This window comes from Lichenifustis flavocetrariae (assembly GCF_026130545.1).
In the GTDB taxonomy this organism is placed as follows: domain Bacteria; phylum Pseudomonadota; class Alphaproteobacteria; order Rhizobiales; family Beijerinckiaceae; genus Lichenihabitans; species Lichenihabitans flavocetrariae.
The window spans coordinates 112503-127389 of sequence record NZ_JAMOIM010000003.1 but is presented as its reverse complement, the minus strand read 5'-3'; the positions used below and the strand labels follow the sequence as shown (position 1 = coordinate 127389).

Below are 14887 nucleotides of genomic sequence, written 5' to 3'. Positions count from 1 at the left end.
CTTTGCCCAAGGCCATGTCATTCGCCGAGTTCGAAGCTGACGCAGCAGGGTCAGCGAGTTAGACTGAACCATGTGCCGTCCTGCCACCAGGCTCCCCATCTTTCATGCGCCGCTTCCTTGTTTTTTTCTCCGCTTGCGTGCTGTCCACCGCCGCACAGGCGCAACTCGACCTTCCTGGCGCGACGGCCCCCGCGCCGGTCGGGACCGTCTCGAAGCCTCAGGCGACGTCCGTCAAGCCGCGCCTACACCTGCCTCGCATTGCGGCGCCGGCCACCCCGGCGGATAGCGCCCTCGCGGGCAAGACGCTGATGCTGAATGGGGGCAAAAGTCAGATCGCCTTCACGCCGCGCGACAAGACCGTGGATGTGTCCCGCTTGCTCTTCAGCGGACGCAAGATCTCGAACAGTCACGACGAATGTCAGGTCGATGTCTCGGGCATGCCGCTCGCCCTGACGTCATTGGGCAAGACCAATGGCGTCGCACGCTTTTCGATCCCACTGCCGGCCTGTCCCCTGTCGTTCGACGTCCTCGACGGCGCCGTGCTGACGGCGGGCGAGAGCGGGACCTGCAGTTTCAAGGACGCCGATTGCGAGGTCGGCGTGGCGGGCCTTTGGGGACCGGCCGCCGGCGAGATCGGGCCCGATCAGGTCAAGACGATCGAGCGCGAACGCATGCGGGCGGAACGTACCGTGCGAGAGGCCTACAAGGGGCTCGTGTCCTCGACCAAGGACCGTGCCGTCATTCGCGGCTATGCCAGCGATCAGGCGGGGTTCTCGTCGCATCGTGAGGAGACCTGCCGCGATTATATCGGGGAATCGCGACACGGCTTCTGCGCCTCACGGCTCACCGAGGCTCGGGCCATGACGCTCGACGCCGAACTCGTGGTAGCCGCGGCCGCAAAAGAGGCCCGCAAGAAGAAAAGGGCAGGGCGGTCCGCGAAAGAATGATCCACCGTGGCACTCCCGCTCGATGCCGACGAACGCCACGGCAAGTCCGATGGTGACGTCGCCAGGGTCAAGTTCGTCCTCCTGGAATGGGGTGGAAAGCCACTCTACAGGAAGGAACTCCGTTATTGCATCCGGTCTCTTCTGGCCGAATGTCCCGACGCCGCCGGCAATATCGTCATCTACACGGACTGCCCTGCGACTTACGAACGGGACAGCCCTGTCGTCGAGGTCATCGATATTTCGGCGGACATGCCGGGTTTCACGCGCCAGGGGAGCTACCACTTCCGGGCCAAGGTCTGCGTCCTGATCGACGCGCTCAAGCGATACAACGCGCCTTCAGTGCTCCTCGACACGGATTCCTTCATCAAGCCGGGCTTTGACGCGGCCTTGCGGTCGGCGCTGTCGCGCGGGGCGGTGATGAACTATTTGACGGGCCGGAACCCGTTTCCAAGCCTCTCGGACTTCGCGGTCGAACTGCCGCATGCGGGGCTCTATCGCTACCAGGCCGACGACGCGCCCCTCTACAACAGCGGCCTGATCGCGGTCGGCCCAGCGCACCGGCCGGCCCTCGAAGATGCGCTCGTGCTGATGGATGCGCTGCAGCCGCTCACCGCGGATCTGCGGCACGACCAGGAACAATTCGCCGTCGGCGAAGGCCTGCGGATGCACGGGATTGAGGTCGGCGAGAACCGAACGGAGTTCAGGCATTACTGCTCGTACTGGCCGAAGCAGTACATGCATTGGCGCTTTTCATTCTTGCCGGAGTTGGAGACGGCAGCGCTGGTTGCAGCGCGGCCGCATCTGGCCCTCAACAAGGCCATCGCGCGTCTCTACAAGGCTTTTGCGCTGATGCGGCTCGTACCGCATGCGCCGCGGCCGCATCGGAAACGCGGCCGCCGCCAAACCGGTTGAGACGCCGCGCGGGCAGCCGAAGGTGTCGGCTCCTCAGGCCGCAGCCTTGGACCAAGCCACGACGGGCTGCTTTTGCGAGCCCAGGCCTTCGATGCCGAGTTCCATCACGTCGCCCGGCTTCAGAAATTTCGGGGGTTTCATACCCATGCCGACGCCCGGTGGTGTGCCGGTGGTGATCACGTCGCCCGGTTCGAGCACCATGAAGTGCGAGATGTAGGACACGATCTTGGCGACGTTGAAGATCATCGTGTCGGTGTTGCCGGTCTGGCAGCGCTGACCGTTGACGTCGAGCCACATGCCGAGCTTCCCCACATCCGGGATCTCGTCTGCCGTCACAAGCCAAGGGCCGAGCGGCCCGAAGGTGGCGCAGCCCTTGCCCTTCATCCACTGGCCGCCACGCTCGATCTGGTACTCGCGCTCGGAGACGTCGTTGCAGACGCAATAGCCTGCCACATGAGCCGGCACTTCGGATTCGGTGATGTAGGAGGTGCGGGAGCCGATCACGATGGCGATCTCGACCTCCCAATCGCTCTTCTCGGACCCGCGTGGCAGAACCACGGTGTCATAAGGACCGACGATGCAGTTCGGCGCCTTGTTGAACAGGATCGGCTCTTTCGGCACCGGCAGGTTCGATTCGGCCGCATGATCGGCATAGTTCAGGCCGACCGCGATGAAGTTGCAGGGTCGCGCCACGCAGGCGCCGATCCGCGGAGAGCCGTTGACGACCGGCAGGCTGTCGACCGGGGTCCCGGCTAGGCGGGCGAGTGTTGCGGGCGAGAGATTGTCGCCTCCGAGGTCGCCGGAGAGGACACCGCTGATGTCACGGATCTTCCCGTCGTGATCGAGAAGGCCGGGCTTCTCGTGGCCGATCTCCCCATAGCGCAGCAGCTTCATCCCGATTCTCCCGTCGATCCATCTTCTGCCACGCAGGTCCCGCGCGGCGATTTACCGGACCTTCGTGGCTTGCTGGCACAGTCGGGTCAAGCCCGGAGGTGAGGTGGCGTGAGCACGATGCCGGCGTGGGCCGAGACCAAGGACCAGATACGGTCGGCGCCAGCCGCGCGACGCGACCCTATGGGGGCCGCCATGGCGGCCGGGGGGCTGCTGGCCCTCGCGTCGATGGCGCCCGAGGCCTGGAGCGTGGCGAGCCGAGGCACCTTCCTTAATCCCGACGATGCGATGCGGGCGGTCGAAATCCGCGACTTCATGGCCGGACAAGCCTGGTTCGATCTCGTCCCGCACCGGCTGTCGCCCGATCATCCTTTCGTGATGCACTGGTCGCGCCTCGTCGATGCGCCGCTGGCGATGTTTGTGTGGCTATTCGGGTGGGTGATGCCGGCCGCCGCAGCCGAGCGGGCGATGCGGCTCACAGTCCCGGCGCTGCTGTTCCTCACATCGCTATGGACGATCCTCCGAATCGTGCGGAGCTTGATCGGCCCCCGCGCCATGGTGCCCGCCGCTCTGCTGACCGCGAGTTCCTTTGAACTTCTGGCGAACTTCATGCCGGGTCACATTCACCACCATGGCATCCAGGTCACCCTCCTGCTCCTGGCGACCGCGGCCTTACTCGATGCCGTTGGCCCGGGCGGAAAACCGGTCCAAGGGGCCTGGGCCGGGTTCCTGGCCGTGCTGTCGCTTGGGATCGGGTTGCAGAACTTGCCGTTCGTGATTGGGCTTGTGTCCGTGGCCGTGACGGGCTGGATCGTCGCCGGACAACGCCTCCCTCGCACCTTGGCGGCCTTCGCTCTCAGCCTGGGCGGTGGCGCTGTCGTGGTTTTTCTCCTTGATGTCCCACCGCAGTCCTATGGTGAAGGCGCCTGCGATGCCTTCTCTACTGCTCACCTGTTTTTCGCAGCCGGAACCGGCGTCGTCTGCCTGGGCCTGGCGATCGCTTCGCCCCGGCTTCCTCGTGCGTGGCAACGCCTCGCCGCTGCCGCGCTCGGTGGCATTCTGGTCATTCTGGGCCTGGCCATTTGCTACCCAGCCTGCCTGCACGATCCGATGGCGGGCGTCGATCCTCTCTTGCGTCAGGCATGGCTGTCAGGGGTTGGGGAAGCCCTGCCGCTCGCCCGGCTGATCGTCTTGTCGCCGGCCGAGGGCATTGTGCTGCTGCTGACGCTCGTCTCCGGCTGTGCCGCGACCGTGCTGGCAATGTCGAAGGCCGACGCGGGTCGCAGAGGCCCCTGGGCCGCACTTCTGCTGCTTGCCGGAATCGGCGTCGCGGGCACGTGTTGGCAGGTGCGGGTGGCGGCCTCGACCTGCGCGCTGCTCGTCCCCGGGCTGGCCTTGCTGGTATTGAATGTCTTCGACCACATGGCACGCCGACCCCATCGTCCGGCCTTGCTGGTCGCGGTGATCGTCGGATGTCTGGGCAACGGCGGGGGATGGAGCGCTCTGGCCCTTCCGATGCGGGTCCTTGCGACACCCCATCCATCGGCGTCGCGCGGTTCGGTCTCGATCTGCTTCGACCCGGCAAGTTTCGACAGGCTCAAGACCCTGCCGCCCGGCCTCGTGCTGTCGACGATCGATCCAGGCTCGGCGATCCTCGCCTTTACGCCCCACGCGGTTCTGGCCGCCCCCTATCACCGCAACGCCTATGGCAATCGGGTGTCGCTGCTGGCCCTCGCGGCTCCCCCCGATGACGCGCACGCCATGCTCCGCGATGCCAAGGTGCGTTATGTCGCCCTCTGTCGATCATCGAATGAAACCGCCGAAACCGTCGCGGCTCACCCGGATAGTCTCAGCGCCGCCTTGATGGCCGGGCGGACGCCCGAGTGGATGACATCGGTCAGTGGAGAGAGAGAGGCGTTCGCGCTGTTTCGCGTGGATTAGAGGGCTGGCCCGTCTGCCTCGGGGCACACTACGAGGCCACCCGCACATACTCGCCCGGAGCGTCGCAGATAGCTTCGAGCCCACCCGAGCCTGGCTCGCGCGGCGGCACCGTCTCCGGTGCCTGCGCCTTGATCCACTCGATCCAGTCGAGCCACCACGTTCCTTTGCTCTCCTTGGCCGAAGCCAGCCACTCGTCGAACACGCCTTTGGGCTCACCCCCGGTCCAATAGCCATATTTCGCTTTCGCGGGAGGGTTCACCACGCCCGCGATATGGCCCGAGCCGGCCAGAACGTAACGGACCGGGCCGCCGAAGAAGCGCGCACCCTGGAAGACCGATCGGGCCGGTGCGATATGGTCCTCCTTGGTGGCGAGGTCGTAGATCGGGATCGTCACCAAGCCGAGGTTCAGCCGCTCGCCGCCCAGCACCATCTCGCCCGCGGTCAGCTTGTTCTCGAGGTAGCAGTTGCGCAGATAGAAGGCGTGGTTGGCCGCCGTCATGCGGGTCGAGTCGGCGTTCCAGGCGAGAAGGTCGAACGCGGCCGGCGGCTTGCCCTTGAGATAGGTGTTGACCGCATAGGACCAGATCAGTTCGTCTGGCCGCAGCATGTTGAACGCATTGGCCATTTTCGAGCCTGGCAGGTAGCCGCTCGCGCGCATCTCGTTCTCGATCACGCGGATCTGGGCTTCGTCGGCGAAGACCTTGAGGTCCCCGGCATGTTCGAAATCGACCTGCGTGGTCAGCAGCGTGGTGCTGCCGATGCGGCGGTCCCCCTTGGCCGCCATGAAGGCAAGGGTTGCGGCGAGCAGCGTGCCGCCGACGCAATAGCCCACCGCCGTCACCTCGCGCTCACCGACCGCCGCCTCGATCGCATCGAGCGCCGCGAAAATACCTTCGCGCATATAGGCGTCCCAGTCCTTGGTGGCATGTCGCTCATCCGGGTTGACCCAGGAAATCACGAAGACCGTCAGGCCCTGGCTGACCATCCAACCGATGAAGGATTTCTCCTTGTTGAGGTCGAGCACATAGAATTTGTTGATCCAGGGCGGTACGATCAGGAGCGGGCGCCGGATCACCGTCTCGGTCGTCGGCGCATATTGGATCAATTCCATGAGGTCGTTGCGGAACACGACCTTGCCGGGGGTCGCGGCCATATCGGTTCCGAGCTTGAACTGGCTCGCGTCGCTTTGCCGGATCTTGAGCTCACCCCGGCCGGCCGTGATATCCTCGGCCAGCATTCGCATGCCCCGCACGAGGTTTTCGCCGTTTTCGCGGAACGTCTCCCTGATGAGTTCGGGATTGGTGGCGAGGAAGTTGGCTGGTGACAGGGCGCTTGAGATTTGCCGCAAATAGAAGGCAGCCTTTTCACGCGTGGGCTCGTCGACCCCTTCGGCATCCTCGATCATGGTCTTGGCCCAATCTGTCGTTGCCAGATAGGCCTGATGCAGAAAATCGAACATCGGCGTGCCGCGCCATTCGGGAGCCGCGAAACGCTTGTCGGTCTTGCGCTCCGGGGCGGCTGTGGTTGGTGTTCCGTCGCGGCCGACACCGCCCAACCGCGCAAGGCTGTCGCCCCAGAGGCCGAAGAGCTGCGATGCGAGCGTCGCCTGTGCGTGGAACATGCGGGCCGGATTGGCGATCCAGCTCTCCGCGACCTTCCCCATCATCTGAAAGCCGTCGAACGCCTCTTCGCCGAACGTGGGCTTGATCTCGCCGCTCTCGCGCGGCTTGAGATAGGCGGCCGCGACCTTGCCGCTGAAGTCGACGAGCTTGCCCATGTTCCGCGCCATTGCGTCGAAGTCCGGCATCGGGACCGGCTGAGCGGAGGTCGGAGGTTCCTTTCCGGGTGCGGCGGGTTCTCCCCGCGGCGGCGGTTCGGCCTTCCCTTGGCCCGAGGTGTCGCCCGCTCCGGATCGAGCTTCCGAGGCCGCGGCCGGGGTGTGCCCCGCATCCGGACCTGCCGGCAGCGGGGCCGCTGGCGGCGGCGTGGCGGGTTCCGTTTCGGCAGTCTTCGCGGCCTTCGGGGTGGTTTTGGCCCGCGGTTGCGTGGCACCGGGCGCTGCGCTGCGCGCAAGGACGTGATGCGGGAGCTCGTCCGGCGCATCGACCCGCTCGGAGATGTCCGGCGGGAGCGGCTCCGTCAACGTGGGCACGAGCTGCGCGAGTTGATGGTCGAGGTCATGCGCGACTGTGTCGGAGTGAGGCGAGACCGCCGCCAAAACCGCGTCGCGTTCGCTTCGCCGTCGGGGAGTTCCGGATGCGCCGTCGATTCCTGGCCGTGGCGCACGTGTTCGCTTGGTCGTCATCGAACTCTCCTCCCTCGCTTGAGGAAAGCGCTTCCGCGCAGTCCCGCTTCGGACACATTGCCTGTGTAGTCCCCGTGGTCTCCAACTTCCACTGCGGGAAATCGTTTTGGGGTCTCCTATGCGTTGTTGTGCCAAGAGGTTCTGGACCGAGATGGCCGGACCCAAGGCCTCGTTGGTCAAGATCTGTCAGCCTGCCGTGGCCTGCGCCGGTCTCCTCGCCGTAGCTCTCCTCGCGCCCGGACACGCGGCCGCCCAGGACGCCACCTCGCATCCGCTCGACTCGGCCCTTAAAATGCTCAACCTGAAGACCGATCCGGGCACCATGCCCGACTTTGTCCAGCAATCCCGTGACAGCAAGGCGAGGCAGGATTTCATCTCGGTCGGTGCCAAGCCGCCTGACCGGTCGATAAAAATGAAAACGCCGGCGGAAGTGCAAGCCCTGACGGCCGAACTCGATGCCGCCCGAGCGGCTCAACTGGCCGGCCAACGCCCGAAGCCGCTCTCAGGGACCGCCAAACCGAAAGTAAAACCGGTGCATTCCACGGCAATTTTGCCCAAGACGGCAACGAATCGTTAAGGCCGCATAGACAAATGGTGGCCGTGTAGCGTACCGACATCCGATTCCCGCCTTCCCGAGAGCCGTTTCATGGCTGAATTTCACAGCGTCCGGCGTTTGCCGCCTTATGTTTTCGAGCAGGTCAATCGGCTCAAGGCCGCCGCCCGCAACGCAGGCGCCGATATCATCGATCTCGGCATGGGCAATCCCGACCTGCCGGCCCCGAAGCACGTGATCGAAAAGCTCGTCGAGACGGCGGGCAAACCGCGTACGGATCGCTATTCCGCTTCCAAAGGCATCGCGGGACTGCGGCGCGCCCAAGCCAATTACTACGGTCGCCGCTTTGGGGTGAAGCTCGACCCCGATCGTCAGGTCGTCGCAACGCTCGGGTCCAAGGAGGGTTTCGCCAACATGGCGCAGGCCATCACGGCGCCGGGTGACGTCGTCCTTGTGCCGAACCCGTCCTACCCGATCCATGCCTTCGGGTTCCTGATGGCCGGCGGTGTCATCCGGTCGGTGCCGGCCGAGCCGACGCCCGACTATTTCGTGGCGCTCGAACGCGCCGTCATCCATTCGATCCCGAAGCCCCTCGCGGTCGTGGTCTGCTTCCCGTCGAACCCGACCGCCAGCGTCGCGTCGCTCGATTTCTACCGTGATCTTGTCGCGTTCGCGAAGAAGCACGAGATCTTCGTCCTGTCCGATCTCGCCTATTCGGAAGTCTATTTCGATGGCAATCCGCCGCCCTCCGTGCTGCAGGTACCGGGCGCGATGGATGTGACGGTCGAGTTCACCTCGATGTCCAAGACCTATTCGATGGCGGGATGGCGCATCGGCTTCGCGGTCGGCAACGAGCGGCTTCTGGCGGCTCTGACGCGCGTCAAAAGCTATCTCGACTATGGTGCCTTCACGCCGATCCAGGTGGCCGCCGCCGCCGCCCTCAACGGTCCGGACGACTGCATCGACGAGATGCGGGCGATCTACAAGGCGCGGCGCGACGTCATGGTGGAAAGCTTCGGACAGGCCGGCTGGGTCATTCCGGCGCCGGTCGCCTCGATGTTCGCCTGGGTGCCGATCCCGGAAAAATTCCGGCGGCTCGGCAGTCTCGAATTCTCGAAGCTCCTGGTCGAGAAGGCCGACGTGGCGGTGGCGCCCGGCATCGGCTTCGGCGAGCACGGTGACGATTATGTCCGGCTGGCGCTGGTCGAGAACGAGCAACGGATCCGCCAGGCTGCGCGCAACCTGCGCCGCTTCTTCGACACGGCGGACGACCGGCTGCACAATGTCGTCCAGCTCAGGCAGCCGGCCTGACTCTTCGCGGGACGACGGTGATGCCACCGCGTCCCGATGATCCGCTCCGCCTCGCGATCCTATGTGCCGAAGCTCGCCGCATCGTTGTCCTGACCGGTGCCGGCATCTCGACGGAATGCGGGGTGCCGGATTTCCGCTCCCCCGGTAGCCCGTGGCTGGTGCACAAGCCGATCGGCTTTGCCGATTTTCTGGCAAGTCCGGCGACCCGGGCTGAGGCTTGGCGCCGCAAGTTCGCCATGGACGACATTTATCGCGACGCCAAGCCGGGCCGCGGCCATCGGGCGCTTGTGCGTATGGCGTCGACGGGGCGCCTCGTCGCTGTCATCACACAGAATATCGACGGACTGCATCAGGCCGCCGGGCTCGACGACGACCGTCTGATCGAACTCCACGGCAACGGCACATTCGCGCGTTGCCTCGGGTGCGAGCGGCGCTTCGAACTCGTCGATGTCAGGCAACATCTCGACGAGACGGGGATGGCGCTCGACTGCGGCTGTGGCGGCTTCGTCAAATCCGCCACCGTGGCCTTCGGCCAGCCGCTGAGAACCGGGACGATCGAGCGCGCTGTCGCGGTCGCCCGCACCTGCGACCTGTTCGTCGCCATCGGGTCGTCGCTGGTGGTGCGGCCCGCCGCGAGCCTTCCGTTGGTCGCTCAGGCGGCAGGCGCGGCGCTCGTGATCGTCAACCGCGAGCCCACACCGCTCGATGGACAGGCCGATTGTGTCATCCACTGCGATGCCGGTGATGCCCTCATAGGCGCCGCGGAGATCCTTGAGAATCACACTTCTTAAAATTTGTGCGTCGATCCGCGGGCGAAACGCATATTCATCTTTGCTGCGATAGGCACGCTGCTATCCTGAGTACAAGCGTCGGATCGAATGATTCGTGGGGGCGAATACTCGCATCGGCGGAGCGATTTGCCCGGTGAACCGGGGCTGTGCGCGTTCGTTGAGGATGACTACCTTGAGCCGAGACCAGGTGTTCGGACAGACGGAGCCGCTCGACGAAACCGCGTCGAGCGAGGACGCGGCGCTCGATGTCGTCGAACTGGCTGGCCAGATCAAATGGTTCGATGTGGCGAAAGGCTATGGTTTCATCGTGCCGGACAATGGCTTGCCGGATGTGCTGGTCCACGTCACGACCCTGCGGCGAGACGGTTTTAACACGGCGCGCGAAGGTTCGCGGATCGTCTGCGAGGCCGTGCGTCGGGTCAAAGGCTTGCAGGTCCTGCGGGTCACGTCGCTCGATCTGTCGACGGCCGTTCATCCGGCCCAATCCGGTCCGCCGCGCACGCACGTCCACGTCACGCCGTCGGGCGGCTTTGAGATCGCCATGGTGAAGTGGTTCAACCGGGTCAAAGGTTTCGGCTTTTTGACCCGGGGCGAGGGGACCAAAGACATTTTCATCCATATGGAAACGCTGCGTCGCTTTGGCATCACCGAGGTCAAACCCGGTGATTCGCTGCTCGTGCGGTTCGGGGAAGGACCCAAGGGCCTGATGGCCGCCGAGGTGCGCCTGATGGACACGCCTCCCGCCTCGCCGCATTAGAGCAGGTTGAGGGCGCGCGCGGGCTGATCCCACGCCTGGTCGCGGCCGTCGTGCGAAAGGACATTTGGATGATCCGCTTTGGTGTGGTTGCGGCGCTTGTGTTTTTTGCCGCGTGCGGTGTGGGCTGGGCCTCGCCGGCGGTCGAGCATCTGCGGATCGAGACCGCGAGCGGGTCGCACAACTTCGAGGTCGAGGTGATGCGATCCCGGCCCGATCTCGAAAAGGGATTGATGTTCCGCCGCCAGATGGCCGCCGATCACGGCATGCTGTTCGACTTTGGCCAGCCGCAAGACGTGTTGATGTGGATGAAGAACACTTATTTGCCGCTCGACATGGTGTTCATTGATGCGCAGGGCATCGTGATCAACGTCGCGCATGACGCCGTCCCGATGACGGAAACCACCATCCCATCCAACGGAGCTGCGCTGGGTGTCTTGGAGATCAATGCGGGTGTCGCCAATAAGATCGGGCTGAAGACGGGCGACACCGTCAAGGCCTCGATCTTCCACAAGTAGCGCCACGCGCTCACCAAGGATCACTCGGCGGCTTCCTCGCCCGCCCGAGCCGCCGGCAACATCAAAGTGACGGAGAGGCCGCCGAGGGAGGAGCGGGCGAGTGCGAGCCCGCCGCCGTAGAGTTCGGTCAATTCCTGCGCGATCGCGAGGCCGAAGCCATCGCCCGGCATCGTTTCGTCGAGGCGGCGGCCCGGCATCATCACGGCGGCGAGCTTGTCGGAGGCGACACCCGGCCCGTCGTCGTCGATGCGGAGCGCGACGGTTCTGCCCTCGAGCATCGCTTCGACCACGATCTCGCCGTGGCTCCACTTGAAGGCGTTGTCGAGAATGTTGCCGACCATCTCGTCGAGGTCCTGCGGATCACACGCAACCGCGAGATCGCCGTTGATGGCGACCCTGCATGTGACGTGCTTGTCGGCGTAGATCTTGGCAAAAGCATCCGTGTGGTCGGCGATCCGCGCGGCGAGCGGCAGGCTGGTGCGCGCTCCTGCTCCGAGAGCTGCGGCCCGCGCACGTGCGAGATGGTGCCGGATGCGGCGATCCATGGCGATCGCGAGCCGGCGGAGGTCGTGGTCTGGATCACGGCCAGGGACGTCAAGTGCGAGCGTCAGAGTGGCGAGCGGCGTTTTCAGCGCATGAGCGAGATTGGCGACATGGCGGCGGGCACGTTCGAGGTTGGCGGCGTTCTCGTCGAGCAGACTGTTCATCTCAGCCACGAGCGGCCGGACCTCGGCGGGCTGGATGGTGGGCAGTCGGTCGAGGGCCCCGGCACGCACGGCCGACAATGAGCGGCGCAGCGCATCGAGCGGACGCAGGCCGACCCGCACCTGCAGGAGGGTCGCGGCCATGAGGCCGAGACCCAGCACCAGGAGTGACACGCTCACGGGAACGAGGGCATCCCGGAGAGGCCCTGTCTGCGCCTCGGTCGGCGCCGCCGCGATGAGCGTGACGGTGTGCCCGCCGATCGAGACGTCGTCGGTTCGCGCCTCCACGTCGCGTTCTCCCGGTCCGCGACCCTCAAGAGGTTGCGGTCGGTGAAAAGGCTCAGGGGGTGGTTCCGTTCGGGGCGAGGAAAGCTTGACGTCCGCGAGGCGAAGCCCTGCTGAATGCCAGACACGGCTTTCGGTTCTGGCCAGCCAAAACCATCCCGTCCGTGGATTGTCGAAGGGCGGACCATCGACGTTGCGGGTGAGTGCGATCGTGCCGTCCTGCTGCGATTCGAGGGCCGCGGCAATCGTCATCAACTGGCCGTCGAGCCGTTGGTCGATCTGGCCTCGCACAAAGCGATGCAACGCCAGATCGACCGCCAGTCCCGTCGCCAAAAGAGCGAGCAGGATGAAGATCCCTCCGGTGGCAAGCAGCCGGCCGCTGAGTGAGCGGGGCAGAACTCTCATGGAGGGGGAGCGACCAGCCGATAGCCGCGCCCTCGGATCGTTTCGATGAGAGGATGCCCGAGCTTCCGGCGAAGCCGCGCCAGGATCACCTCCACCGAATTCGACTCGACATCGGCGTCGCCCTCGTACACGCGCTCGAACAGGTCGGCGCGCTCGACCACATGACCGGCCCGCAAGGCAAGGCAGGACAGCACGCGCCACTCCAGTGCCGTGAGGCGCAATGGAAGGCCGTCGAGTTCGAATGTGCCGAGTTGCGAATCGAAGACCAGAGGCCCGCAGGCGATGCGCGGCGCGGCATGGCCCGCGGCGCGGCGCACCATGGCACGAAGGCGCATCACCAGTTCCTCAACCCGGAACGGCTTGACCAGATAATCGTCCGCTCCCGCCTTGAACCCGTCGACCTTGTCGGACCATCCGTCGCGCGCCGTGAGGATCAACACTGGAAAATGTCGTCCCGCCGTCCGCCAGGCCCGGAGCACAGAGACGCCGTCCTTCTTGGGCAGCCCAAGGTCGAGCACGACAGCATCGAAAGCCTCGGTCTCGCCCGCGTGCTCGGCATCTTCGCCGTTGCGGGCCAGGTCCACCACGAAATGCTCGGCCCGCAGGTGGCGGGCGACACTTTCGGCGAGCATCTGGTCATCTTCCACGAGAAGCACGCGCATAGACCTGTTCCATTGCCGAGCCGGCGGCATAGCGCCTGGGGCTGAACCGAATCTGAACCGCGGGGTTCAGGCGGGGTTCCCGGCCCCGAGACTACAAGGGCGACATCGAACGAACCAAGGAGCCCGTCGATGCCAACCGAACCACAACAAGCGGAACCCATCGGCAGCCTGCCGCCACCAAAGCCGAGGCGTCCACCGGTCCTGCGCCGGACCGCACTTGGGGCGGCTCTCCTCGCGGCCTGCGCGGTCGGCGCCGGTGCCACTGCCATCGCACAAAGGGGACAGCGGCCCATCATGGTTTCGTTGCCGCCGGCGCCGATCGCCTCGATGAAGGATTGGAGCCCGGTCGCGGTCAAGGGCCAGGTCGCCGAGATCTTCGGCAACAAGTTCATCCTCGCCGACGATAGCGGACGCGCGCTGATCGAGACGGGCCCTCAGGGTGAGGGCGGCACGCTCGTCGCCAAATCGGAAACCGTCACGGTTCAGGGACGTTTCGAACATGGCTTCGTCCACGCCGTCGCGATCCAGCACGGCGATGGAAGTAGCGTCGTCCTCGGGCCGCCGGGCCCACCCCCGCCGCCCCGCGGTCCCCAGACCTAAAGCAGTTCCCCTGATCAGGCCGGACATTTCGGCTTGCAACCGGCGCGCGCTTCCCGGCCGCGTCATCTTCGAAAGGACTACCAATGAAAAGCTTATTGATTTCGGGCCTTGCGCTCGCGCTTCTGACCGGTGGCGTCATGGCACAGACCGCGACCGGTTCCGCCCCGGCGCCGGCACCGGCCGGGGCTGCCGCCCCACCCCCACCCCCGCCAGGCGGTCCGATGCGCGATGGGATGGACGCGCCGCCCCCGCCCCCGCCAGGTGGGCCCATGCGCGACGGGATGGATGCACCGCCCCCACCGCCGCCTGGCGGCCCCAGAGGGCGCTTCGCACCGCCACCACCCCCGCTCAGCAAAGCGGCCCACTTCAGACTCGAACGCGGCGATGATCAGCTCGACGTGAAATGCGCCGACGACGAGCCCATGAAGGCATGTGCCGACATCGCGCTGCAACTACTCGACAAGATGGCCACCATGCCGGCTGTGGCAAAGCCCTGATCGCATATCTGAAGCGGCAGCTCGGGCCTCGACCCGGGCTGCTTACGCCAACGTCTCGATGACGAAGGCCACTGCCTCGTCGGGTCCCATCTTGGCGCTGTCGATCACGAGCCTGGGACGATCCCATGGTTCATAGGTCTGAGCCTGGATGGTGGTCCAGCCTGGCGGCTGAAGTCCATTGATGTCGGAGCGGCGTGTCTCGACACGCCGCTGATGCTCGATGAGGTCCGAGCAGACGACCTCGATTTCCACAAGGCGAACAGCGCTCTGGGCGGCCACGCTCCGCCAGCCTGTCCGACTCTCGATCACGGGGTTGACGCAGTCGGCGATCACTGTTCGGCCCTGAGCCAGATTGTCGGCCGCGAGCGCTTCCGCCGTCGCATAGCCGCCCGCGCCTACCTCCGCTATTCGGTAGGTCGCGCGGATCGCCTGCTCGATCGTGTCGATGCGCAAGTAGGTTGCCCCCAGTCTCTGTGCGAGACGGCGGGAGATCGTGGTCTTTCCCGTGCCGGGAAGGCCTCCGAAGACAATCAGCATTCCTCTTCCGTCCTTGTCGTTCGGTTGTTGATGGGTTCACCTTTCGATGCACGATCGTCGCCGCGGACCCACACGCCGCTTGTTCCTGGTCCGGCCACGTGGTAGCGACGGCACGCATCGCGACAGCGATCGGGGCATAGCGCAGTCTGGTAGCGCGATAGTTTTGGGAACTATAGGTCGCAGGTTCGAATCCTGCTGCCCCGACCAGCATCATGTTGCGAGAATAGCGGATCGAGGCAGTCTGGCGGCGCGGCCGAAGGCGCGCCGAGACGAG

At 65.4% G+C, this 14887-nt stretch carries 15 protein-coding genes and 1 tRNA gene; 11 read left to right on the top strand and 5 right to left on the bottom strand.

What is annotated here, in order from left to right; genetic code table 11:
• The first annotated feature begins 104 nt into the window (after positions 1–104).
• Positions 105–947, top strand: a complete 843-nt coding sequence (locus M8523_RS06045; protein ID WP_282583946.1) for a hypothetical protein — start codon at positions 105–107, stop codon at positions 945–947.
• 6 nt (positions 948–953) lie between these two features.
• The gene (locus tag M8523_RS06040) at positions 954–1859 is read left to right on the top strand and encodes a hypothetical protein (protein ID WP_282583945.1); all 906 of its coding nucleotides are present in this window, start codon (positions 954–956) and stop codon (positions 1857–1859) included.
• Between the two features lie 33 nt (positions 1860–1892).
• Here M8523_RS06040 and M8523_RS06035 read toward each other — a convergent pair whose 3' ends face one another.
• A complete protein-coding gene (locus tag M8523_RS06035; protein WP_282583944.1) occupies positions 1893–2753 on the bottom strand; it encodes a fumarylacetoacetate hydrolase family protein in 861 nt (286 codons plus the stop codon).
• Positions 2754–2861: 108 nt separating this feature from the next.
• Here M8523_RS06035 and M8523_RS06030 point away from each other — a divergent pair, with 108 nt between their 5' ends.
• Positions 2862–4691: a hypothetical protein gene (locus M8523_RS06030; RefSeq protein ID WP_282583943.1), complete on the top strand. Its 1830-nt coding sequence runs from the start codon at positions 2862–2864 to the stop codon at positions 4689–4691.
• A gap of 28 nt (positions 4692–4719) precedes the next feature.
• Here M8523_RS06030 and phaC read toward each other — a convergent pair whose 3' ends face one another.
• On the bottom strand, positions 4720–6498 hold the full coding sequence (gene phaC / locus M8523_RS06025; protein WP_282584205.1) for a class I poly(R)-hydroxyalkanoic acid synthase: 1779 nt from the start codon (positions 6496–6498) through the stop codon (positions 4720–4722).
• 790 nt (positions 6499–7288) lie between these two features.
• Between phaC and M8523_RS06020 the strand changes: the two genes are divergently transcribed.
• The 5 genes from M8523_RS06020 (at position 7289) to M8523_RS06000 (ending at position 10923) form a co-directional block, all read left to right on the top strand.
• A complete protein-coding gene (locus M8523_RS06020; RefSeq protein ID WP_282583942.1) occupies positions 7289–7573 on the top strand; it encodes a hypothetical protein in 285 nt (94 codons plus the stop codon).
• Between the two features lie 69 nt (positions 7574–7642).
• Complete coding sequence (locus M8523_RS06015) at positions 7643–8860, top strand: LL-diaminopimelate aminotransferase (protein ID WP_282583941.1); 1218 nt, start codon at positions 7643–7645, stop codon at positions 8858–8860.
• A gap of 20 nt (positions 8861–8880) precedes the next feature.
• Positions 8881–9651, top strand: a complete 771-nt coding sequence (locus M8523_RS06010) for an SIR2 family NAD-dependent protein deacylase (protein ID WP_282583940.1) — start codon at positions 8881–8883, stop codon at positions 9649–9651.
• A 163-nt stretch (positions 9652–9814) separates the two neighbouring features.
• Positions 9815–10408: a cold-shock protein gene (locus M8523_RS06005; protein ID WP_428349921.1), complete on the top strand. Its 594-nt coding sequence runs from the start codon at positions 9815–9817 to the stop codon at positions 10406–10408.
• 68 nt (positions 10409–10476) lie between these two features.
• Positions 10477–10923, top strand: a complete 447-nt coding sequence (locus tag M8523_RS06000; protein ID WP_282583938.1) for a DUF192 domain-containing protein — start codon at positions 10477–10479, stop codon at positions 10921–10923.
• Between the two features lie 20 nt (positions 10924–10943).
• Here the strand turns inward: M8523_RS06000 and M8523_RS05995 are convergent, their stop codons facing one another.
• A complete protein-coding gene (locus M8523_RS05995; RefSeq protein WP_282583937.1) occupies positions 10944–12317 on the bottom strand; it encodes a sensor histidine kinase in 1374 nt (457 codons plus the stop codon).
• Positions 12314–12979 (bottom strand): response regulator transcription factor, encoded by a 666-nt coding sequence (locus tag M8523_RS05990; RefSeq protein WP_282583936.1) that lies wholly within the window; start codon positions 12977–12979, stop codon positions 12314–12316. Before M8523_RS05990 ends, M8523_RS05995 begins: the two co-directional genes overlap by 4 nt.
• A gap of 129 nt (positions 12980–13108) precedes the next feature.
• Here M8523_RS05990 and M8523_RS05985 point away from each other — a divergent pair, with 129 nt between their 5' ends.
• Both M8523_RS05985 and M8523_RS05980 read left to right on the top strand, forming a co-directional pair.
• The gene (locus M8523_RS05985; protein ID WP_282583935.1) at positions 13109–13579 is read left to right on the top strand and encodes a hypothetical protein; all 471 of its coding nucleotides are present in this window, start codon (positions 13109–13111) and stop codon (positions 13577–13579) included.
• A gap of 83 nt (positions 13580–13662) precedes the next feature.
• Positions 13663–14076 (top strand): hypothetical protein, encoded by a 414-nt coding sequence (locus tag M8523_RS05980; protein ID WP_282583934.1) that lies wholly within the window; start codon positions 13663–13665, stop codon positions 14074–14076.
• 42 nt (positions 14077–14118) lie between these two features.
• On the opposite strand, the gene M8523_RS05975 is transcribed toward M8523_RS05980, so the two are convergent.
• Positions 14119–14613, bottom strand: a complete 495-nt coding sequence (locus M8523_RS05975) for a P-loop nucleotide/nucleoside kinase family protein (protein WP_282583933.1) — start codon at positions 14611–14613, stop codon at positions 14119–14121.
• 130 nt (positions 14614–14743) lie between these two features.
• On the opposite strand from M8523_RS05975, the gene M8523_RS05970 reads away from it, so the two are divergent.
• Positions 14744–14820, top strand: a tRNA-Pro gene (locus M8523_RS05970).
• The last annotated feature ends 67 nt before the right edge of the window (positions 14821–14887 follow it).